The following is a 21,106-nucleotide window of genomic DNA, read 5'->3' on the forward strand; positions in this document are numbered from 1 at the left end:
TGCCGCTTCTAAAAATGCAATTATGGGAATGAAACTTTCACACTTCAATTTTGAACTTCCAGATGAACTTTTGGCAGAGTACCCTTCAGAGAATAGGGACGAAGCTCGCCTAATGGTTCTAAACAGGAAGGAGCAAACAATTGAACATAAACAATTTAAAGATATTCTTGATTATTTTGAGCCTGAGGATGTTATGGTATTGAACAATACCAAAGTATTTCCGGCGAGATTATATGGTAATAAAGAAAAAACCGGTGCCAGAATTGAGGTTTTTCTTTTAAGAGAATTAAATCCTGAAACCAAACTTTGGGATGTTCTTGTAGATCCTGCAAGAAAAATTAGAATAGGGAATAAGCTTTATTTTGGTGACGATGAAAGTTTAGTTGCTGAGGTTATAGACAACACTACTTCCCGTGGGAGAACACTTCGTTTTCTGTACGATGGTTCTTACGAAGATTTCAGAAAAAAATTAAAGGAATTAGGAGAAACCCCACTTCCAAAATATATTAAGCGTAATGTTGAACCTGAAGACCAGGAGCGTTACCAAACTATCTATGCGAAAGAAGAAGGGGCTGTAGCAGCACCAACTGCCGGGCTTCATTTTTCTAAACACCTTTTAAAGCGTTTAGAAATTAAAGGAGTAGATTTTGCTGAAGTTACATTACACGTAGGCCTGGGAACTTTTAGCCCGGTTGAGGTAGAAGATCTTAGCAAACATAAAATGGATAGTGAAGAAGCTTTTATTGAAAAGAAAGCTACACAAACCATTAACAAAGCAAAACTGGAAAACAGGCGGGTTTGTGCCGTTGGTACTACGGTAATGCGTGTTCTGGAAAGCTCGGTTTCTTCAAACCATACTTTGAATGAGTTTGGTGGATGGACCAATAAATTCATCTTTCCTCCTTACGATTTTAGTATAGCGAACTGTATGATCACTAATTTCCATACTCCAAAATCTACGCTGCTTATGATGATCTCGGCCTTTGCCGGTCACGATTTTATGAAGCGAGCTTACGAAGAGGCGGTAAAAGAGAAATACCGTTTCTATACTTATGGAGACGCGATGTTGATTATCTAGTTCTTAATTTGATATAATCTTAGGCCACGAATTCATTAATATTAATGAATTCGTGGCTCTTTTATTTTTTAGAAAAAAGATGTTATTACTGTACGGTTTAAAAATCTATAGCATTAAGTAGTTTTTCAACTTCAAATTTTTCTTATCATCACAATTTAAAACACTTAGCTTCAGCTTAACTTAAAAATCCTTTAATTCTTAGTACTTTTGCAGCGTGAAAAATAAGAAGAAAGACATACGGGCACTTACCAAAGAACAACTGCAGGAATTTTTTGTAGCCAATGGCGATAAATCTTTCCGCGGAAGCCAGGTATATGAATGGCTTTGGAATAAAGGCGCGCACAGTTTTGAGGCGATGACCAATATCTCTAAGGCTACCCGCGAAATGCTGGACGAGAATTTTGTGATTAATCATATTCGTGTAGATCAAATGCAGCGCAGCAGTGACGGTACCATTAAAAATGCCGTAAAATTACACGATCAACTTACGGTAGAATCGGTTTTAATTCCTACAGCTAGCCGAACCACGGCCTGCGTTTCTTCGCAAGTAGGCTGCAGCTTAGATTGCCAGTTTTGTGCTACCGCAAAGTTAAAAAGAATGCGAAACCTGAATCCTGATGAAATTTACGATCAGGTGGTTGCTATAGATAATGAAAGTCGTTTGTATTTTGACAGGCCGCTAAGCAATATTGTTTTTATGGGAATGGGAGAGCCCCTTATGAACTACAATAATGTAATGAAGGCCGTAGAAAAGATCACTTCCCCCGAAGGTTTGGGAATGTCCCCAAAGCGAATTACAATTTCTACCTCGGGAGTTCCAAAAATGATTAAAAAACTGGCCGATGATGAAGCGAAGATTAAGCTCGCTGTTTCCCTTCACTCTGCTATAGATGAAGTGCGAACACAAATAATGCCTTTTAATGAAACCTTTCCTTTAAACGATCTTCGGGAAGCTTTAGAATATTGGTATTCTAAAACTAAAAGCCGAATTACGTACGAATACATTGTTTGGAAAGATATTAACGACTCTCGAAAAGATGCCGAAGCCTTGCTGCGCTTCTGTCAATATGTGCCGTGCAAGGTGAACTTAATTGAATACAATCCTATAGACGATGGCAATTTTCAGCAGGCTTCTTCTAAAGCTACAGATATGTACCAGCAAATTTTAGAAAGCAATGGAATTACAGTAACGGTAAGACGCTCCCGCGGAAAAGATATAGATGCTGCCTGTGGTCAATTAGCTAATAAATCGGCTTAAATTACACTTTAAATTTACTTAATCTTTCAAAGAAAAACCACTGATGAATATTCTCTATAAATAATTATCTTTGGTGGCTTAATGAAAGTAATTTCCCAAATAAAACTTCCGGTTGAGAAAGAGATGGAGCTTTTTGAAAAAAAGTTCCTGGAATCTATGTCCTCCAAAGTTGCACTGCTCAATAGGATAACTCATTATATTGTTAACCGCAAAGGAAAGCAGATGCGGCCTATGTTTGTTTTCCTGGTTGCCAAAATGGTTTCAGACGGGAGTGTGAACGAGCGTACTTATCGCGGTGCTTCGGTAATAGAGCTTATTCATACCGCTACTTTGGTTCATGACGATGTGGTAGACGATTCTAATCGCCGCCGCGGATTCTTCAGTATAAATGCGCTATGGAAGAATAAAATTGCCGTTTTAGTGGGCGATTATTTGCTTTCTAAAGGTTTATTGCTTTCTATAGATAATAATGATTTTGACCTGCTGAAAATTATTTCGGTTGCGGTTAGGGAAATGAGTGAAGGTGAATTGCTTCAAATAGAAAAAGCCAGGCGTTTAGATATTACTGAAGCTGTTTATTACGATATAATTCGGCAAAAAACCGCTACACTTATTGCGGCTTGTTGCAGTTTGGGAGCGGCCTCGGTGAAACCAGATTCTGATGCGATTGCTAAAATGAGACGATTTGGCGAGTTAATAGGGATGGCATTTCAGATTAAAGATGACCTTTTTGATTATGGTGATGAACAAATTGGTAAACCCACCGGAATTGATATTAAAGAACAAAAAATGACTTTGCCTTTAATTTACGCCCTAAATAATTCGACTAAAAAAGAGAAGGATTGGGTGATTAATTCGGTTAAAAATCACAATAAAGATAAGAAGCGGGTAAAAGAAGTAATCCAGTTTGTAAAAGACAAAAACGGTCTTGATTACGCAGTAAAGCGTATGGAAGAATTTCAACGGGAAGCTTTATTAATCCTGGAAGATTATCCGTCATCACCTTATCGCGAATCGCTGGAGCTTATGGTAAATTACGTAATAGAGCGAAAAAAATAAGGCTGTTCGTTAGGTTTAATGAAGTAACGAAACAGCCTTAAATAGTTCTTAGAGAAATTATAGATTAGTTATCGTCTTCGTGAATTTCTTCATCTATTTCTCTTTCTACTTTTTCTGCGCCTTCCTCAACTTTTTTGGCACCCTCTTTTACTTTATCCCCGGCTTTATTCACATTGTCTTCAATGTCTTTGCCAATTGCTTCTACAGCATCTTCTGTTTTTTCCTGGGTAGTTTCACGGCAGGAATATGAACTAAGCGTAAAGATGCTAATTAATAATAAAACTAACTTTTTCATTGAAATTTGATTTTGGTTTAAACTAAAAAAAGCCACTATCTATTACAAAAGTGGCTTTAGAATTTCTTAGAAAGAAACGATTACATATTATCGTCTTCGTTCATTTCTTCTTCCATTTCTTGCTCAGCTTCGTTAGCTTCAGCTTCTATTTCGTTACCAGCTTCTTCCATCTCGTTTCCTGCTTCATCAGCAGCGTTTTCGATGTCTTCACCAGCAGACTCCATAGCATCTTCTGTTTTTTCTTCAGTAGTTTCTCTACAAGAGTAGATAGAAAGTGACATTGTTGCAACAGCAAAAAGTAAAAATAATTTTTTCATTTTAGAATATGTTAATTAGTTGAAAGAACAAATTTAAACTATTTTTTAATTGTGCAAGGGATTCTTTTCAATCAAATATTTCCAATATCTTTTGGGGACGTGTTGGTGATGAAGCCTAATGTTTATGCGGGATTTGATGGTGGTAGCTTCAAAATAATTTTTCCATAAATTCTGAAAATCTTCTTCGCGAGTATCGAAAAAATAATCATTTTCTTCTGAAGAACGTATATTTTTAGCAAAATCAATATTGATAATATCGGTGGTATGTAAATTATAATAGAGTCCGAATTTGCGTTTCAAATCATAAATTATCCACTCCTGGTCGCTATAGCGGGAGGTGAAATGATGCTTTATAACCGGAAGAACATTAAAATCTGGCTCAATCGTGGCAAAATAGATATTGTCTTTAGTAAGCTGAAATCTAACAAAAGCTTCCATACGGTGTTTTTCCCGACTTACCTTTTTAGCGGTTTGCACAATTTTAAGCACATGTGGGCTAGCAAAATCTCCATCTATACTTTTTTTATGCTGAAATGTATGCTGAAGATATTTTAATATTTCCAATTCAATTCCCGGTGCTTCACTTAGGTAAGCGAAATATATACTTTTAGCCCCGCGAGATGAAGCAATCTTTTTAAAAGCTTTCCAAACCCTATCAGCCTTAAATTTATCTGTTATTACCTCAAGACTTTCGCTAAATAATTCCTCATTTGCCATCCCCGTTGGATTTATCCCTACTACCTCTAATTTTTCCTCATAACTTAGAAAAATGCAGCTAAGAAGACCATTAAAAGTGCCGTCGTAAATTAATGAGGTTGTAGGTTGCATTTAGAATAAGCTTAACTGACTGCTATAATCTTTTCTAAATTTTCCAACCGAATTTCGAAGAATAAGGGATTTAATTTTTGCTGAACCTAAATCCTTTGTTTCCCAGCCCCGTGAGTCACAAATTATAAAATACCTTGCACGGTTAAGGGCAACCCCGATGGCTTTTAAATGATCGTAGTTTAACTTTCGGTATCTTCTTGCTTTTAAAATCTTGCTTACCGATTTTAAACCAACTCCCGGAATTCTTAACAAAGTTTCTTTTTCAGCTCGATTAATATCTACAGGGAAATGCTGCGGATTTCTCAAAGCCCAACTTAATTTTGGGTCTACTTCTACATCTAAATTTGGAAATTGCTGGTTTAATAATTCGTTTACATTAAAACCGTAGAAGCGCATCAACCAATCGGTTTGATATAGGCGGTTTTCCCTAAGCATTGGTACTTGCGAGCCAAGCGATGGTAAACGCGGATCATTTCGAATGGGAACGTAACCGGAATAATACACCCGTTTCATATTATAATTCTGATAATAATGATTTGCTGAAAGCATTATATCGCGGTCACTTTCTCCCGTGGCTCCCACAATCATTTGCGTGCTTTGGCCGGCCGGGGCGTATTTTGGAGTGCTTTTAATTAATTTTTTCTCTGAATTATATTGAATAATTTCATTCTTCACCTTTTCCATAGGTTTTATAAAATCGGCGTGATCTTTTTCGGGGGCAAGTTTTTTTAATCCCGAAACTGTTGGGATTTCAATATTTACACTCAACCTATCAGCGTAAAGTCCAGCCTCGTGCATTAACTCATCGCTGGCTCCTGGAATTGATTTTAAATGAATATAGCCGTTAAAATTTTCTTCCAGTCGCAGTTTTTTTGCTACCTGGATAAGCCTTTCCATCGTGAAATCGGCATCTTTAAAAATCCCTGAACTAAGAAACAAACCTTCAATATAATTACGCCTGTAAAAATTGATGGTGAGATCTACCACTTCCTGAACTTTAAAAGCTGCTCGTTTAATATCGTTACTGCGGCGGGTTACACAATAGGCACAATCAAAAATGCAATGATTGGTAAGCAGAATTTTAAGCAAAGACACACATCGACCATCCTCCGTATAAGAATGGCAAATTCCCATTCCGTCAGAATTTCCAAGGCCTTTATTTTTATTGGAGCGCTTACTGCCACTACTGGAACAGGAAACATCGTATTTTGCGGCATCAGCCAGAATTTCCAGTTTTTCCTTAATTCGGTCAAACACCATAGTATTCGAAATTTGAGTCAAAAATAGGAAAAAATCCGATAATTTGGAATAAATACTAATTTTTAAAATCTGGGTAGTTTTCAGGATCTTCCCCCGCCATTTTTGCGAAATTACGGTAAGCCCTTTCTACCTGTTCTTCTGGAGTTGTTTTAAATTCTTCCTTCGTAACATTATATTTTTGCTGAAGGGAATCCAGGCTTTGGTGCATTTCTTCCCTAACTTCGGCATAATCTGGATGATTATATAGGTTGGTCATTTCTGTTGGATCTTCTTTGAGGTCGTATAATTCCCATTCATCTATATCATCATAAAAATGTATTAATTTAAAACGATTGGTTCTTATACCGTAGTGTCTTTTCACCATATGAAAGGCCGGGAAATCGTAATAATGATAATAAATTGCATTCCTAAAATCTTTATCTGAAACTGAATTATTCATTAAAGTGCGTAAAGATTTTCCCTGCATATCCTGGGGGATTTCTGCATTCGCAAAATCGAGAAAAGTTGGCGCAAAATCCAGGTTTTGCGTTAGCGCATTTATTTCGCTTCCTGCTTCAATATCGCCTGGAAGTTGCATTAACATAGGCATAGCCAAAGATTCTTCGTACATAAACCGCTTGTCAAAAAATCCTTTTTCACCTAAATAAAAACCCTGGTCTGTGGTATAAACAATTAGGGTATTTTCATCTAGACCCGATTCTTCAAGATAATCTAAGATTTCCCCAACCCCTTCATCTACGGATGCAACAGTGGCAAGATAATCTCTTAAATAACGCTGGCCTTTCCATTCTGCTAATTCTTTCCCGGTCAAATTAGCATCGTGAAAAGCATCATTTTTAGGTCGGTAAGCTGCATTCCAGGTATCGCGTTGTTCTTTGGTCATTCTGCCAAAATCTGTTTTCCAGGGATTATGCCTTAAAGAATCGCTACCTTTCTCTACACTCATTTTTAGATCGTGACCTTCGTACATATCTTCATAAATGGTTTGCAGCTGTTGTTGTGCGGCTACCTGGCCTTCGTGATCTGAAAAATAACTATCGGGTAAAGGGAATTCAATAGAATCATATTTATTTAAATGCCTTAAAGCGGGCATCCAGTTCCTGTGGGGAGCCTTATGTTGCACCATAAGCATAAAGGGTTTGTCTTCTGCACGGTTATTTTTTAACCAGTCCAGGCCCATTTCGGTAATAATATCGGTGGCATAACCTTCAATCCTGGTCGTATCTTTTCCTTTAATGAAATCTGGATTATAATAATTTCCCTGATCTACAAGTATATTCCAGTGATCAAAACCTTCAGGTAAACCGTGAAGATGCCATTTTCCTACCAGGGCGGTTTGATAGCCCACTTCTTTTAAGAATTTTGGAAGGGTAGGTTGGGAACCATCAAAAACTTCCCCATTCATTCTAAATCCGTTTTCGTGGCTATGTTTTCCTGTTAGGATTACAGCGCGGCTGGGCCCGCAAATGGAATTAGTGCAAAAGTTATTATTAAATTTTACACCATTCTGGGCAATTCTATCAATATTAGGTGTAGGAGCTAATTTACTAACGGGATGACCGTATGCACTAATGGCCTGTGCCGCATGGTCATCGGTCATTATAAAAACTATATTGGGTCGTTTTGTTTCAGAATTTTTATCTTCTTCTTTTTCTGAATTATTGTTTTTACAGGAAATCAAAGAAATACTTAGTAGAAAAAAGCTGAAAAATAGGAGAGAAATTTTGTTAGAAAACATAAAGGAAGATTTTGGTGAGTAAGAACTAATGTACAAAAAGTATGTAATTTTGTTTTAAATTAGACCTATACAAAAACTGCTCAATTGGAATTTATGAAGTTTTTTAAACTGAAAATATTATTTCTTTTCTTATTTGGTTTTCAGTGCTATAGCTTGTTTTCACAACAGCTTACGCCTCCCATACATAATTATTCTTCTACAGCTTATGAAGCAGCCAGCCAGAATTGGGATATTGATGTAGATGAAGAAGGTGTGATTTACGCCGCAAATAATCAGGGTCTCCTAAGTTTTGATGGTCAAACCTGGGAATTATCTTCTTTGCCCAATGGTAGTATTATTCGTTCAGTTTTCGTTTATGAGGATAAAATCTTTACGGGGTCTTATAAGGAATTTGGATATTGGAAGAAGGATGATACGGGCAAATTGTTCTATACTTCACTTATTCCAAAGCTTGGAAAATACGCAATGCAAAGTGAAGAATTTTGGGAAATCCTGGAGTTTAACGGTGATATTTATTTTAGATCCTTTGGAGCGATTTATAAATATGATAATAAGACTATAAAACCTATTCAGAATATTGTAAGTAATAAGATGTTGGTTTATAGAGATAAGCTCTTGTTTGCGGTGAGAAAGAATGGGATACATTTTTTAGATGAGAATAACGAATTACAAAAACTTCCAAATCAGGAAATTTTAAATGATGAAGTAATCGTAGATATGGCAATCCAGGGAGAAAATCTCATTATTGGAACCCGGGAGAAGCTATTTAAGTACAACACCACGGGCTGCAAATTGTTGAAGGATACTAAATTGATGAATGAGTTGGAAAGTTCTGAACTTAACCACATCATGACCTTAGATAACCAAAGAATACTTTTAGGTACTGTTAAGAACGGAATAATAAACTATGATGAAGCAACGCAATCTTACACTATTTTTAACCGAAATAGCGGACTTCAGAATAATACCGTCCTGGGCTTTGTAGAGAAACATGGTAATATTTGGTTAGGCCTGGATAACGGAATAGACCGGATAGAAATTGACTCTCCAGTAGAGTTTTACACCGATGATACTGGCGAATTGGGAGCAGTTTATGATCTCGTTTTTTATAATAATAAAATGTTCCTGGCCAGTAATACCGGCGTTTATACTTTTAATAATAATCAGCTTGAAATTATTAAAGGTGCAGAGGGCCATACCTGGAACCTCGAGATCCTGAACGATACATTATATGTAAACCATAATACGGGCACTTATTACTTAATTCAGGATAGACTGATGCCTGTAGAAACTTCTACAGGAAGTTTTAAAATTAGTGCGGTACCCTACAGCAGAAATGATTATTTAATTAGCAGTTATACCGGAATTCGAAATTTTAGCAGAAAAGATGACAGCATCTATAATCTTGACAGTTTAAATTTTCCGGTTAAAAATGTTGTTTTTGAAAATGAAACCAGCCTTTGGGCAGCACACCCTTACGAAGGTTTTTACAGGGTAGGATTAAAAAATAACTTCAAGGAAACTCAGTTTATAGATAAAATCAAAATCCCCGACGGCGGGAACAGTATTAATACGAATGTTTTTGTAATTAATAATCAAATAGCTGTTTTTAATGGCGACCAATGGTTTAAATACAATTCGTTTAAAGATTCATTATTTGTTTTTGAAGAATTACAGGCTTTTAGAAAACATAAAATGTTACTGAAAGATGCAGGTTCATATTGGTTTAGCCATACCGAAAACAATTCGCTTAAATTAACCAATTTTGATGATGAAAATATTGTAATTGCTCCCGGAAACCTCAATAACAGGCTGGTAAAGAATTATGAGGAAATATTAAAAAATGGAGATTCGCTCTACTATATTGCCTTAAATGATGGTTTCGCAAAATTAGACCTGGCCAGATATGTAAAAAATTTAGATGATGTTCATATTAGCACGCCTACAGTTAAGGGTTTTCTTAATATTAATGGCCGCCATTCTCTGGAAAATAATCCTGAGATTCCTTATAAAAGTTCAAGGGACCTAAATATATATACTTCTTTTCCGGTCTCTGAAGCTATGGGATTACGGTATCGTTTAAGGGGAGAAGATACACTAAGCGGAGAAGTTAAAAATGGAGTGATAAATCTGCAAAACCTTAATCATGGCGATTATGAGTTGCAACTTCTGGCCGTAGGGCCGCAAGCTAAAATAGCAAAAAAGAACAGTTTTAATTTTAGTATTCAGCCCCCGTGGTATCTCTCTAACTTAATGAAACTGGTTTATATGCTTATTATTTTGTCTTTGGTGGTTTTGGTGTATTGGTATAACCAGCGGAAACTTAGAAAACACCAACGAGTGTTAGAAGAGAAATTTGAAAAAGAACACCAGGAAAGGCACAATAATCTTGAAAAAGAAAGATTAAAGAATCAAATAAACTTAAAAAGAAAAGAGTTGGCTAATACTACTATGGTGGCGGCAAAGAAAAATGAAATGTTGATGGAAATTCAAAATGAATTGAATAAGGATAAAAGTAGTTTTCCCAATCAATTTAAAATGAAGCATATATTAAATAAGATAAACCGTGCTATTAAAAATAAGGATGAATGGCAGGTATTTGAAACTAATTTTAATGAATTGCACCAGGATTTCTTTAAAGATATTCTGGATAGTTATCCTCATCTTACCAGCAAAGATTTAAAGCTTTGCTCTTATCTTAAAATGAATCTTACCTCAAAAGAAATTGCTCCATTAATGGGTATTTCTATACGCGGTGTAGAAGTACATCGTTATCGCCTTCGGAAGAAAATGGACCTGGATAAAAAGGAGAATTTGACAAATTTTCTTATAAAAAATTTCTAAGTTCTTAAATTAAACCTCCAAAATTAACATAAAAAGAATACATCATTACTACATCATCGATTTAAAACAATGTTAAAAATTTACTTCAAAATGTAATTAAATGACTGTTAATCAATCAATTAAAACCTTAATTTTTTTGATGTAGCGGTAGTGTACTATATCGTTTGCGTAAAAACTAAGCTTGGTTGTATCTTTCTGTTAAAATTCAGTAAAAATTCAACCGTATGAAATTAAAATTATTTGCCATTTGTATGGTCTTATTATCCAGTTTTGGATTTGCCCAGGAAACCAAATCCATTACCGGGATAATAACAGACCAAAATGAAATGCCTTTACCGGGAGCCGAAGTAAAGGTTATTGACAAAGAGATTTTTGATGTAACCGACTTTGATGGGAATTTTAGTCTCGACAATGTTGAAGTTGGTGATGCCGTAAGAGTAACGTTCCTTGGTTTTATGCCGCAGGAATTTAAGGTGGGACAAAATAATCAATACACCATAGCATTGGAAGAAGATACCGATCAACTTGAAGAAGTTGTGGTAATTGGTTATGGTACCCAGGAGAAAAGGGATTTAACAGGTTCTATTAGTACGGTGTCTGCTGAGGAGATTGAAAAAACACCTACCTCTAACGTTATGCAATCTTTACAGGGAAAAGTTTCCGGGGTGCAAATTGTTAACTCCGGTTCACCCGGTGATTCTCCTACAGTAAGAATTAGAGGACTGGGCACCTTTGGGGAAGGCACCAATGTACTATATGTAGTAGATGATGTTTTGTATGATAATATTGATTTCCTAAACACAAAAGACATTAAATCTATAAACGTTTTAAAAGATGCCTCATCTTCTGCTATATATGGAGTTAGAGCGGCAAACGGGGTTGTGATCATCGAAACAAAATCTGGTAGAAAAAACCAGAAACCTCAATTTGAGTATGATGGTTATACCGGTTTTCAACGTGCACAAAATGTTGTGAAACTTGCCAATACAGAGCAATTTGCTACTATGGCAAGGGAATCTGGGTCTGCGCCAGATGCTCAATTTATTGAAAATGCAATTCAGCGTTATGGCCGTAGCCGAATTAATCCTAATGTTCCCGCTGTGAATACCGATTGGTATAAGGAAATTCTTAGAGAAGGTTTAATTCAAAACCACAGTATTTCTGCTTCAGGTGGAGGAGAAAGTGTGGTTTATGCGGTTGGAGCCAACTATACCGGGCAGGAAGGTATTCTTGATATGAAAAATGATTACGAACGTTTTAATATTCGTGCTAAAGTAGATATAGATTTAACCGATAGGTTAAAAATGGGAGTAAATTCTATATTTAGTAACGCGACCAAACATGCTCCAGAGAACGGAGCCTGGTTTAGAGCTTACTTTGCAGTGCCTACAATGCCGGTAATTGATGAAACAAATACAGAAGCCGGACCTACTCGTTACTCTAATGCTCAACTTCTTGGGTATAGAAGTACGCAAAACCCATTTCAGGATCTTGCTTATAACGAGAATAGGCAAAAAATAAGAAAACAACTTACTTCTGCATTTTTACAGTATGAATTAATAGAAGATAAATTAGATATTAAAACTACTTATAGTCACGATTATTCCAGTTTAGAAATACGCGAAGTAAACCTTCCTTATACACTTGGAAATAATTATGAAAGACGTTCTAGTATTAAAAGAGAAAATAATAATTTCTCCAATCAATACTGGGATAATGTATTGACTTATGAAGATACTTTTGGGGATCACGATTTAACTTTAATGGCCGGTACATCATTTAGAGATGAAGCCAGGAACGAATTTGAAGCCACCGGTTTTGATATATCGGGAATTGGTCTTGAAACAAGCTGGTACCTGGATTTTGCTGATCCGGATTCTTTTGCTAATAATGTAGGAGAAGTAGGTAGAAGATTTTACGGGCTTTCATACTTTGGTAGGGTAGCCTATACCTTTAAAGATAAATACATATTTTATGGTACGTTTAGAGCCGATGGATCTTCCAAATTTACCTTAGATCCCTGGGGCTATTTCCCTTCTGTTGGTTTAGGTTGGGTTGTTTCTGAAGAAGAATTTCTTGTAGATAATGATCTTATAGATTTCTTTAAATTAAGAGCCAGTTGGGGTAAATTGGGTAATGATAATGTAGCAGCCAGTGCAGGTTCTAACACTATTGAAGTGGTAACCGCTCCAATAGGCGATCAGCCCAGAACTGGTTTAACTTCTACCAGTGTATTTTCCAATAATACCTGGGAGGTTATTGAAGAATATAACTTCGGGTTAAATCTTGAAGCATTCGATAGAAGGTTATCTCTTGATGCCGACTATTATATACGTGATACCCACGATGCAATTCTTCCTGTTTTTATTCCAATTGTGAATAGAAGTATAGATAGAAATTCGGGAGTAATAAGAAACGAAGGGCTTGAACTTGTAGCAAACTGGAGTCAACAGGTGTCTGAAGATTTTAGCTTTAGAATAGGTGCAAATTTCACTACGCTAAAGAACGAAACTCTTGAAATTGAAGATGAAAGAGGTTATATCGATTCCGGTTCAGCTGAATTTAGACAGCGAACTACTATTGGTGGTCCTTTACTTGGTTTTTATGGATATGAAAGAATTGGGGTATACCAAAACCAACAGGAAATAGATGCCGATCCTGTTGCTGTAGAAAACAACCTTGTTCCCGGAGATTTAATTTATAGAGATCAAAATGGCGATGGTGTAATAGATGATTCCGATAGGGTAATCCTGGGATCTTTTTTACCTAAATATACCTTTGGTGGTAATATTGGCGTAAGCTATAAAGCCTTTGATTTTTCAATGGACTTTTACGGGCAGGCCGGGAATAAGATATTAAATAGAAAACGTGGGGAAATTATTTTCACCCAGGATACAAATATTGATGCCGATCTTGCTGTTAACAGGTGGCACGGGGAAGGAACAAGTAATACCTACCCTTCTTCAGCAGGACTACGTAAAGCCTGGAACCAGCGTTTAAGTGATTTCTGGGTAGAAGATGGAGATTTCTTCCGCATTCAAAATATTCAAGTAGCTTATAATATTGAAGCAGAGGGTCTTCCTGATACCAGGATATATTTTACTGCTGAAAAACCATTTTCATTCTTTAACTACAATGGTTTTAATCCTGAAGTATCAGACGGGGTAGATAGGCAAACATACCCAGTTCCTGCAATTTACACTATGGGTGTTAATTTAAAATTCTAAAAAAATTATTATGAAAAGATATAGTTTCACAAAAATTTTCCTCCTGTGTCTTATTTTGGGCTTTGGAGTTAGTTCCTGTACCGATAAACTTGAAGAAAGAGAAGGGCAATTAGATACCGGTGATCTTGATGTTACCGATGCCAGTAATATGGTACAGCCTTTAATTGGTGCTTATTACGAATTTGCTACACGTGGTTGGGAAGAACCGCTATTATTAGGGGTAAGAGGTGATGACGTAAACGCAGGTGGTTTGGGAGACCAGCAACAGTTTGCAGATACCGACAGGTATGAGTATGACCAGGGCTATTGGATGTATAATTCGCTTTGGAATGTTCATTATAATGATATTGTTAATATGAACAGCGCAATTTTACAGCTTGAAAGCTTTAAAGAGTTTGCTGATGCCGGGGATATAGATAGAGCAGATCAATATATAGCTGAGATAAAAGTACTGCGAGCTTATCTTCATTTTAACCTGGCCAGAACCTGGGAAGATGTATTTATTATTACTTCCAATCAGCCAGAGGAAGAACTGGAACAGGGAGTTTCTTCAAAAGCAGAGGTAATGCAATTTATTTCAGATGAAATGGATATGGCTATAGAAAACCTTCCAGACGCGCGTCCAAACGAGCGTACCGATATCCAGGGTGGAGTTACGCGATATACAGCTTATGCTCTTAAAGCACTTGCACATCAGGAATTAGAGAATTATCAGGAAGTTGCCGATGCTGCGGGAGCTATTATTAGCTCAGGGAAATTTTCTCTTTATTCAGATTTCTACCAACTTTTTAAAAAACCAGGAGAACTAAGTAATGAGAGTTTGCTTGAAATACAATATTCAGATTATGGAACTGAAGCAGGAGGTGAATTATATCATCTTTTTGCACCTTTTGGTCCGCAAAACTGGACACCCGCTCGTGAGAACGCGCAGAGTGGATGGGGATTCTACGAACCAAGTGATAAATGGATAGAATTCATGATAAACCGGGGTGAAGAAACCAGGTTGGAAACAAGTGTACTGTTTACCGATAGAGGTATTGCAGAGCTGGAAGAAAATGGGGTTGAAGTACCAGGATTTGTTACTAATACTACTCCTTCTGGAGATATTATTAACGATTATGCTCGTGCAAAATTCGCCAGTGGGAAGCATTATCTTCCTTCCATTCAGCTTACCGATGGAAGAAATCAATATAGCGCCGGAAAAAATATGATCGTAATTCGTTATGCCGAAGTGCTACTGATGTATGCTGAGGCTATAACTTTAGGCGCAAGCGGTTCCAGCATTTCTGCTGATGAAGCAGTGAACATAGTGAGAAACCGTGCCGGTATGCCTTCTTTAAGCGGGGTTACTCACGAACAGGTTTTAGATGAAAAATTCGCTGAATTAGCAATGGAATGGGGAATAAGATATTATGATATGATTCGCCATGATAAGTATGGGGAATTAAGTTATGATGGTAGAAATTTCACCGCAGATAAGGAATATTTACCATATCCGCAGGAGCAATTAGATGCCTTACCTATTGAGGCCACAGCAGTAGACAGAAATACTGTGATGAACGATATTTTGTCTGACTTAAACTAAAAAACAATGAAAAAAATCAATAAATATTATTTCGGAATATTTTCATTCATCCTGCTGCTCACTTCCTGTGAGTATGATGGAATAGATCCGCTTACCCAGGTAGATCCGGGAGAAGATGCCGGCGCGCCCGAGGTTACTATTAACTATCCTAACGAAGGGACTACAATTCAGGTGCCTGAACCGGTAGCTGCAATTAACATTCGGTTTGAGGTGGTTGATGATATCGAGGTAGATATAATTGAAGTTCTGGTAAATGGAGATCAAATTGCAACTTTTAACGAGTTTCTCGATTATCGTATAGTAAACCGGGAAGTAAGTTTTGAAAATGTTACCAACGGGGAACATACCTTAACTATTAATGCTACAGATATTGCCGGAAATACTACGAGTAAAACCGTTAATTTTAGTAAAGAACCTCCTTATACTCCAAAATATGCTGGAGAGTTTTTCTATATGCCTTTTGATGCAGATTTTACCGAATTGGTAAATATTTATATGGCTAGTGAAACAGGAGATCCGGCTATTTCAGGAGATGCTTACCTGGGAACAGGAGCCTACGAAGGTGTAGCTGAATCTTATATAGACGTGCCACTGGACCAGGAAGACCTTGGTAGCGAATTTAGTGGTGCCTTTTGGTATAAAGTTAATACTGATGAAGCTAACCGGGCAGGGATTCTTGTAGCGGGAGCTAACGAGGAGCGCCAGCAAGGTTTCCGTCTATTTAGAGAAGGTTCTGCTGAAGAGCAAACCATTAAAATGAACGTTGGAACCGGTACCGGGGAAAGCTGGAATGACGGTGGAATAATAGAGGTAACCAACAACGAATGGGTTCATATCGCGTTCAGCGTAACTCCTACAGAAACTGTGCTTTATATTAATGGAATGCCAGTAAATACAGGAACCATGACTGCAGCTATAGACTGGACCGGAGTAGAACAACTTACCATAGGTGCCGGTGGAGAGACCTTTAGCTATTGGGATCATAAATCTGATATTGGTAGTAATATAGATGAACTTAGATTGTTTAATACTGCTTTAGCCCAGGAAGATATTCAGCAACTAATCAATGCTTCTTCCATTACTTTAGATATGCCTTTTAACGGTGACTTTAGAGATATGGTTTCCAACCGTGAAGTATTAGAAGTTGGTTCTCCGGGATTTGCTGGAGAAAGTGTAGAAGGGAACAATGCTTATGCCGGTGCTGAAGGATCTTACCTGCAATTACCGTCAGATGGTCTGTTAAGCGAAGAATTTAGTACTACTTTCTGGTATAAAGTTAATGCCGATCCAGATCGTGCCGGGATTATTGTTATAGGACCTGAAGATGAAGAAAACCCTGATGCACAAAATAATAGAACCAGTGGCTTCCGTCTCTTTAGAGAAGGCAATGCCGATGAACAACGTATTAAGGCAAATGTTGGAAATGGATCTGCCGATAGTTGGAATGATGGTGGTGTGATTGATGTTGCTGCAGGAGAATGGGTACACGTTGCCCTTGTAATCACCGATTCTGAAAGCCATATTTATTTGGATGGTGAACTGGTGAATACCGGTGATGTTCCTGGCGGAGTAGACTGGACGGGAACCGATATTGTTTCTATTATGTCTGGTGCTCCAAGATTCACAGGATGGAACCACCTGGCTGATAGAAGTTATATGGATAACCTCCGTTTCTATAACAAAGCTCTGACCGCTGAGGAGGTAGAAGCAGCGATGGAAGAATAGAATAATTTTAGAAATAATTCCGGCTCTAATTAGGGCTGGAATCTTTACATCCTACTATCACACTTAGTAAGATGGACCTATGCATCTCAAATTTTGACAAATCTATGTTATCCGCTCCTTCATTAATAAAATTCAAAATGTTTAGAAGTTTATATTTTATAGGATTAATACTTATTTTTTCTTCCTGTTCTTCTGATGATGGACCTGGTTACCAGGAACCCTACCAACCAGGACAGGAGCCCGAAGAAGAGGAGGAGAGTTTAAGTGATTCAGAGCTGTTGGAAAAAGTTCAGCAACAAACCTTTAAATATTTCTGGGATTTTGCCGGCACAAATTCCGGGTTAGCGCGTGAACGCTCCCAGGATGATGCATATGGTGGTGAAGGAAGAAATATTGTTACCATTGGAGGCTCCGGTTTTGGACTGGCAGCTTTTCCGGTAGCTGTAGAGCGTGGCTGGATAAGCAGAGCTGAAGCAGTTGAAAGGCTGGAAAAAATTCTTAACTTTTTGGAAGAAGCTCCTACCTATCACGGCGCTTTTTCACATTGGTATTTAGACGATGTTGCCCAAACACGCCCCTTCGGAGATATGGATGATGGTGGCGATCTTGTAGAGACTTCTTTCCTAATGCAGGGTTTGCTTATAAATCGACAGTATTTTTCTGAAGAAACAAGTATTTCAGAACGAATTACTGAACTGTGGGAAGCTGTAGAATGGGATTGGTACACCCAGGGAGAAAATGTGCTTTATTGGCACTGGTCCCCAACTTATAATTTTCAGAAAGATTTAAAAATTCAGGGGTGGAATGAATCTCTAATGGTATATGTACTTGCGGCATCATCACCCACTCATTCCATTGAACCTAAAGTTTATCACCAGGGTTGGGCATCAAATGGCGCTATGGTCAATAATCGTCAGCATTACGGACTTGAGTTACCGCTTGGGCCATCATATGGCGGTCCTTTATTCTTTGCCCATTATTCTTTTATAGGGCTTGATCCCCGAAACCTGAGCGATCAATACGCAAATTACTGGGATCAAAACACGGCGCATAGCCTAATTCATTATAATTATGCGATAGATAATCCACGGAATTATGAAGGTTATGGAGAAAACAGCTGGGGTTTTACCGCCAGCGATAATTATGAAGGTTATTCGGCACACAGTCCTGCAAACGATTTGGGAGTGATCACACCAACAGCAGCTTTGTCTTCTTTCCCATATACTCCGGGAGAATCTATGAAAGCCCTGCGTTATTTTTATGAAGAAATGGGAGATCAACTTTGGGGTCCTTATGGATTTTATGATGCTTTTTCTGAAGAAGAGAATTGGGTAGCAGATGGCTACCTTGCTATAGACCAGGGTCCCATAATTTCAATGATAGAAAATTACCGAACAGGTTTACTTTGGGATCTTTTTATGCAAGATGAAGAAATACAAGCCGGTTTAGACAAACTGGAGTTTAATTATTAATTCCGAAAATTAAAAATTATACAAAATGACTAACTATAAATTAATTCTAAGCTTTCTTTTAATCGGTTTCGTGCTTTTTAGCTGTAAAAACGAATCAAATAAAGATGAACAGGAATTAGAAAAAACTGAAACCACGTCTCTTTCCAGGGAAGCTTTATTAGATACGGTTCAAAAGCAAACTCTTAAATACTTCTGGGATTACGCCGAACCAAATTCCGGAATGGCGCGAGAACGCTATCATCCTGATGGGGAATATCCAAAGAACGATGCCCACGTAGTTACCACCGGAGGCTCCGGGTTCGGACTTATGGCTATAGTTTCAGGAATGGAACGGAAATGGATTCAGCGTGATTCCGCAGTTGCCCGCTTGGATAAAATTGCTGATTTTTTAGATAATGCTCCAAGATTTCACGGGGTATGGCCACACTGGTTAAACGGTGAAACAGGCGATGTACAGGCTTTTAGCGATAAAGATAATGGAGGAGACCTTGTGGAAACTTCATTTTTGGCGCAGGGATTTATTGTAGTTCGTGAATATTTAAAAAATGGAAACGAAGAAGAAAAAGCGGTAGCTGCTAAATACGATGAGCTTTGGAAGGGCATTGAATGGGAATGGTACACCAACAATAAAAACGGACTCTACTGGCACTGGTCACCAGATTATCAGTGGGAAATGGATTTTATGATTGAAGGTTATAATGAGTGTCTCATCACTTACGTAATGGCTGCTTCTTCTCCAGATCACGCAATTGAACCTGCCGTTTATCACGAAGGTTGGGCTCGTAGCGGTAATATTGTAAGCGATAAAAAAGCTTATGGAATCCCGTTAATTCTAAAGCATAACACCCGTGGCGATAAAGCCGGTCCGCTTTTTTGGGCACATTATTCTTATTTAGGGTTGAATCCGAAAGGTCTTGAAGATAAATATGCTAATTACTGGGATCTGAATGTAAATCATACCAAAATCAATTACGAATACACACAGGAAAACCCGAATGATTCTGAAACTTATAATGAAAATTCATGGGGTCTAACTGCAAGTTATACCCGTAACGAAGATGATGGGATAGGCTATACCGCCCATTCTCCAGATGATGATAAAGGAGTGGTTTCGCCAACTGCGGCGATTAGTTCTATGCCTTATACGCCAGAACTTTCTTTGAATGCGATGAGGTATTTCTTTGAAGATCAAAACGAATTGCTTTGGGGACCAGCCGGATTTTACGATGCTTATAGTCTTGAAGGTGAGGATTGGGTAGCTCCGAAATATTTGGCAATAGACCAGGGGCCACAAGTGGTAATGATAGAAAATTACAGATCAGGCCTGATCTGGGATCTATTTATGGGCGCTCCCGAAGTGCAAAATGGTCTCGAAAAATTAGGATTTAATACTTCTGATTAATTTATATGAATTACGAGCTAACATATTTTAACCGTATTCGGAGTCTTATTCTAATTCTTGTCGCAGTATTGATTACAGGTTCTTCATTGGCTCAACAGAAGTCTTTTGAATTTGTAGTACTGCCGGATACCCAGACATATGTTGAAGAGTATCCAGAAATCTATTTGCATCAAATGCGTTGGTTGGCCAATAATAATGATAGATTTTCCTTCGCCCTGCACGTTGGTGATATTACCCAGAATAACAACGGTAAGGAATGGGATGTGGCTAAGGAGGGCTTTAATATTATTGACGAAAAAGTACCATTTTCCTTTGTGTTAGGTAATCACGATATGGGAAGTGCCAGCGGTAAATTTGCCGATACCCGGAATACCGCTATGGCCAATGCCTACTTTTCACCAAATGAGATTCCTAATCTTGTAGCTTCATTCCCTGAAGGAAAAATTGATAATCTTTTAAGTGAGTTTAAGATCGGGGATCAAAATTGGATGGTATTGTCCTTAGAGTTTGGCCCCAGGAATAAAACGATTAAATGGGCAGATGAGATGATAGAAAAATATTCTCAACATAATTTCATAATTGTAACCCACGCTTATGTTTACGAGGATAGCACACTGCACGACAGTGAGGATTGGTGGCTTCCTGAAAACTACGGAATAGGGAAGGATGCCGGCGAAGAAGCTCCAAATAACGGCGCTCAACTTTGGGAAAAACTAATTAAAAAGCACGAGAATATTTCAATGGTATTTTCGGGACATATTCTTAAATCTGGCGTTGGAACTTTAGTAAGCGAAGGTGAAAATGGGAATAAGGTTTACCAGATGCTTGCCAATTATCAAAAAGGGGTGGAAGGCTCAGAAAATGGTGGAAATGGTTTTTTAAGAATTATTAAAGTTAATCCCGAAAATCAAAGAATTGAAGTAAAAACCTACTCGCCCTGGCTTGACGAGTTTAAGAAAGAGAAGGAGCAAAATTTCACTTTTGAAAATATTCAATTAAAATAATAGCATCAAAAAAA

At 37.6% G+C, this 21,106-nt stretch carries 15 protein-coding genes; 10 read left to right on the forward strand and 5 right to left on the reverse strand.

Translation table 11 applies throughout. The annotated features are described in order from the left end of the window. The first annotated feature begins 22 nt into the window (after positions 1–22). The 3 genes from queA (at position 23) to AACZ30_RS02855 (ending at position 3,395) form a co-directional block, all read left to right on the forward strand. On the forward strand, positions 23–1,078 hold the full coding sequence (gene queA / locus AACZ30_RS02845; protein WP_177195650.1) for a tRNA preQ1(34) S-adenosylmethionine ribosyltransferase-isomerase QueA: 1,056 nt from the start codon (positions 23–25) through the stop codon (positions 1,076–1,078). A 214-nt stretch (positions 1,079–1,292) separates the two neighbouring features. After that, positions 1,293–2,336 (forward strand): 23S rRNA (adenine(2503)-C(2))-methyltransferase RlmN, encoded by a 1,044-nt coding sequence (gene rlmN / locus AACZ30_RS02850; RefSeq protein ID WP_339647709.1) that lies wholly within the window; start codon positions 1,293–1,295, stop codon positions 2,334–2,336. Between the two features lie 81 nt (positions 2,337–2,417). After that, positions 2,418–3,395, forward strand: a complete 978-nt coding sequence (locus AACZ30_RS02855) for a polyprenyl synthetase family protein (protein ID WP_079733861.1) — start codon at positions 2,418–2,420, stop codon at positions 3,393–3,395. Between the two features lie 64 nt (positions 3,396–3,459). Here AACZ30_RS02855 and AACZ30_RS02860 read toward each other — a convergent pair whose 3' ends face one another. The 5 genes from AACZ30_RS02860 to AACZ30_RS02880 form a co-directional block, all read right to left on the reverse strand. Continuing rightward, the gene (locus AACZ30_RS02860) at positions 3,460–3,690 is read right to left on the reverse strand and encodes a hypothetical protein (RefSeq protein WP_339647710.1); all 231 of its coding nucleotides are present in this window, start codon (positions 3,688–3,690) and stop codon (positions 3,460–3,462) included. Positions 3,691–3,770: 80 nt separating this feature from the next. Then, entirely contained in the window at positions 3,771–3,971 is a 201-nt protein-coding gene (locus tag AACZ30_RS02865) for a hypothetical protein (RefSeq protein WP_339647711.1), read from the reverse strand. Positions 3,972–4,052: 81 nt separating this feature from the next. Then, positions 4,053–4,835 (reverse strand): TIGR03915 family putative DNA repair protein, encoded by a 783-nt coding sequence (locus AACZ30_RS02870; protein ID WP_339647712.1) that lies wholly within the window; start codon positions 4,833–4,835, stop codon positions 4,053–4,055. Continuing rightward, the gene (locus AACZ30_RS02875; RefSeq protein WP_339647713.1) at positions 4,836–6,095 is read right to left on the reverse strand and encodes a putative DNA modification/repair radical SAM protein; all 1,260 of its coding nucleotides are present in this window, start codon (positions 6,093–6,095) and stop codon (positions 4,836–4,838) included. Positions 6,096–6,150: 55 nt separating this feature from the next. After that, the gene (locus tag AACZ30_RS02880; RefSeq protein ID WP_339647714.1) at positions 6,151–7,833 is read right to left on the reverse strand and encodes a sulfatase; all 1,683 of its coding nucleotides are present in this window, start codon (positions 7,831–7,833) and stop codon (positions 6,151–6,153) included. Between the two features lie 93 nt (positions 7,834–7,926). Here AACZ30_RS02880 and AACZ30_RS02885 point away from each other — a divergent pair, with 93 nt between their 5' ends. The 7 genes from AACZ30_RS02885 to AACZ30_RS02915 all read left to right on the forward strand — a co-directional run bounded on the left by AACZ30_RS02885 (position 7,927) and on the right by AACZ30_RS02915 (position 21,092). After that, on the forward strand, positions 7,927–10,677 hold the full coding sequence (locus AACZ30_RS02885; RefSeq protein WP_339647715.1) for a LuxR C-terminal-related transcriptional regulator: 2,751 nt from the start codon (positions 7,927–7,929) through the stop codon (positions 10,675–10,677). A 224-nt stretch (positions 10,678–10,901) separates the two neighbouring features. Beyond that, the gene (locus AACZ30_RS02890) at positions 10,902–13,904 is read left to right on the forward strand and encodes a TonB-dependent receptor (protein ID WP_339647716.1); all 3,003 of its coding nucleotides are present in this window, start codon (positions 10,902–10,904) and stop codon (positions 13,902–13,904) included. A 10-nt stretch (positions 13,905–13,914) separates the two neighbouring features. Continuing rightward, positions 13,915–15,489 (forward strand): RagB/SusD family nutrient uptake outer membrane protein, encoded by a 1,575-nt coding sequence (locus AACZ30_RS02895; RefSeq protein ID WP_339647717.1) that lies wholly within the window; start codon positions 13,915–13,917, stop codon positions 15,487–15,489. Between the two features lie 6 nt (positions 15,490–15,495). Further along, positions 15,496–17,214 carry a LamG-like jellyroll fold domain-containing protein gene (locus tag AACZ30_RS02900; protein ID WP_339647718.1) on the forward strand — a complete coding sequence of 573 codons (1,719 nt, stop codon included), beginning with the start codon at positions 15,496–15,498 and terminating at the stop codon, positions 17,212–17,214. A 137-nt stretch (positions 17,215–17,351) separates the two neighbouring features. Beyond that, entirely contained in the window at positions 17,352–18,686 is a 1,335-nt protein-coding gene (locus AACZ30_RS02905; protein WP_339647719.1) for a glucoamylase family protein, read from the forward strand. Positions 18,687–18,711: 25 nt separating this feature from the next. Next, positions 18,712–20,088: a glucoamylase family protein gene (locus AACZ30_RS02910; RefSeq protein ID WP_339647720.1), complete on the forward strand. Its 1,377-nt coding sequence runs from the start codon at positions 18,712–18,714 to the stop codon at positions 20,086–20,088. A gap of 5 nt (positions 20,089–20,093) precedes the next feature. Next, positions 20,094–21,092, forward strand: coding sequence for a metallophosphoesterase (locus tag AACZ30_RS02915; RefSeq protein WP_339647721.1), 999 nt, complete (start codon positions 20,094–20,096; stop codon positions 21,090–21,092). The last annotated feature ends 14 nt before the right edge of the window (positions 21,093–21,106 follow it).

Origin of the sequence: uncultured Salegentibacter sp. (assembly GCF_963972535.1) — a bacterium.
GTDB lineage: Bacteria > Bacteroidota > Bacteroidia > Flavobacteriales > Flavobacteriaceae > Salegentibacter.

Coding starts and splice junctions, on each gene's coding strand:
- AACZ30_RS02875 (WP_339647713.1), bottom strand. CDS start 6,095: ATGGTGTTTGACCGAATTAAGGAAAAACTGGAAATTCTGGCTGATGCC.
- AACZ30_RS02915 (WP_339647721.1), top strand. CDS start 20,094: ATGAATTACGAGCTAACATATTTTAACCGTATTCGGAGTCTTATTCTA.
- AACZ30_RS02900 (WP_339647718.1), top strand. CDS start 15,496: ATGAAAAAAATCAATAAATATTATTTCGGAATATTTTCATTCATCCTG.
- AACZ30_RS02860 (WP_339647710.1), bottom strand. CDS start 3,690: ATGAAAAAGTTAGTTTTATTATTAATTAGCATCTTTACGCTTAGTTCA.
- queA (WP_177195650.1), top strand. CDS start 23: ATGGGAATGAAACTTTCACACTTCAATTTTGAACTTCCAGATGAACTT.
- AACZ30_RS02865 (WP_339647711.1), bottom strand. CDS start 3,971: ATGTCACTTTCTATCTACTCTTGTAGAGAAACTACTGAAGAAAAAACA.
- AACZ30_RS02890 (WP_339647716.1), top strand. CDS start 10,902: ATGAAATTAAAATTATTTGCCATTTGTATGGTCTTATTATCCAGTTTT.
- AACZ30_RS02855 (WP_079733861.1), top strand. CDS start 2,418: ATGAAAGTAATTTCCCAAATAAAACTTCCGGTTGAGAAAGAGATGGAG.
- AACZ30_RS02885 (WP_339647715.1), top strand. CDS start 7,927: ATGAAGTTTTTTAAACTGAAAATATTATTTCTTTTCTTATTTGGTTTT.
- AACZ30_RS02870 (WP_339647712.1), bottom strand. CDS start 4,835: ATGCAACCTACAACCTCATTAATTTACGACGGCACTTTTAATGGTCTT.
- AACZ30_RS02905 (WP_339647719.1), top strand. CDS start 17,352: ATGTTTAGAAGTTTATATTTTATAGGATTAATACTTATTTTTTCTTCC.
- AACZ30_RS02895 (WP_339647717.1), top strand. CDS start 13,915: ATGAAAAGATATAGTTTCACAAAAATTTTCCTCCTGTGTCTTATTTTG.
- AACZ30_RS02910 (WP_339647720.1), top strand. CDS start 18,712: ATGACTAACTATAAATTAATTCTAAGCTTTCTTTTAATCGGTTTCGTG.
- AACZ30_RS02880 (WP_339647714.1), bottom strand. CDS start 7,833: ATGTTTTCTAACAAAATTTCTCTCCTATTTTTCAGCTTTTTTCTACTA.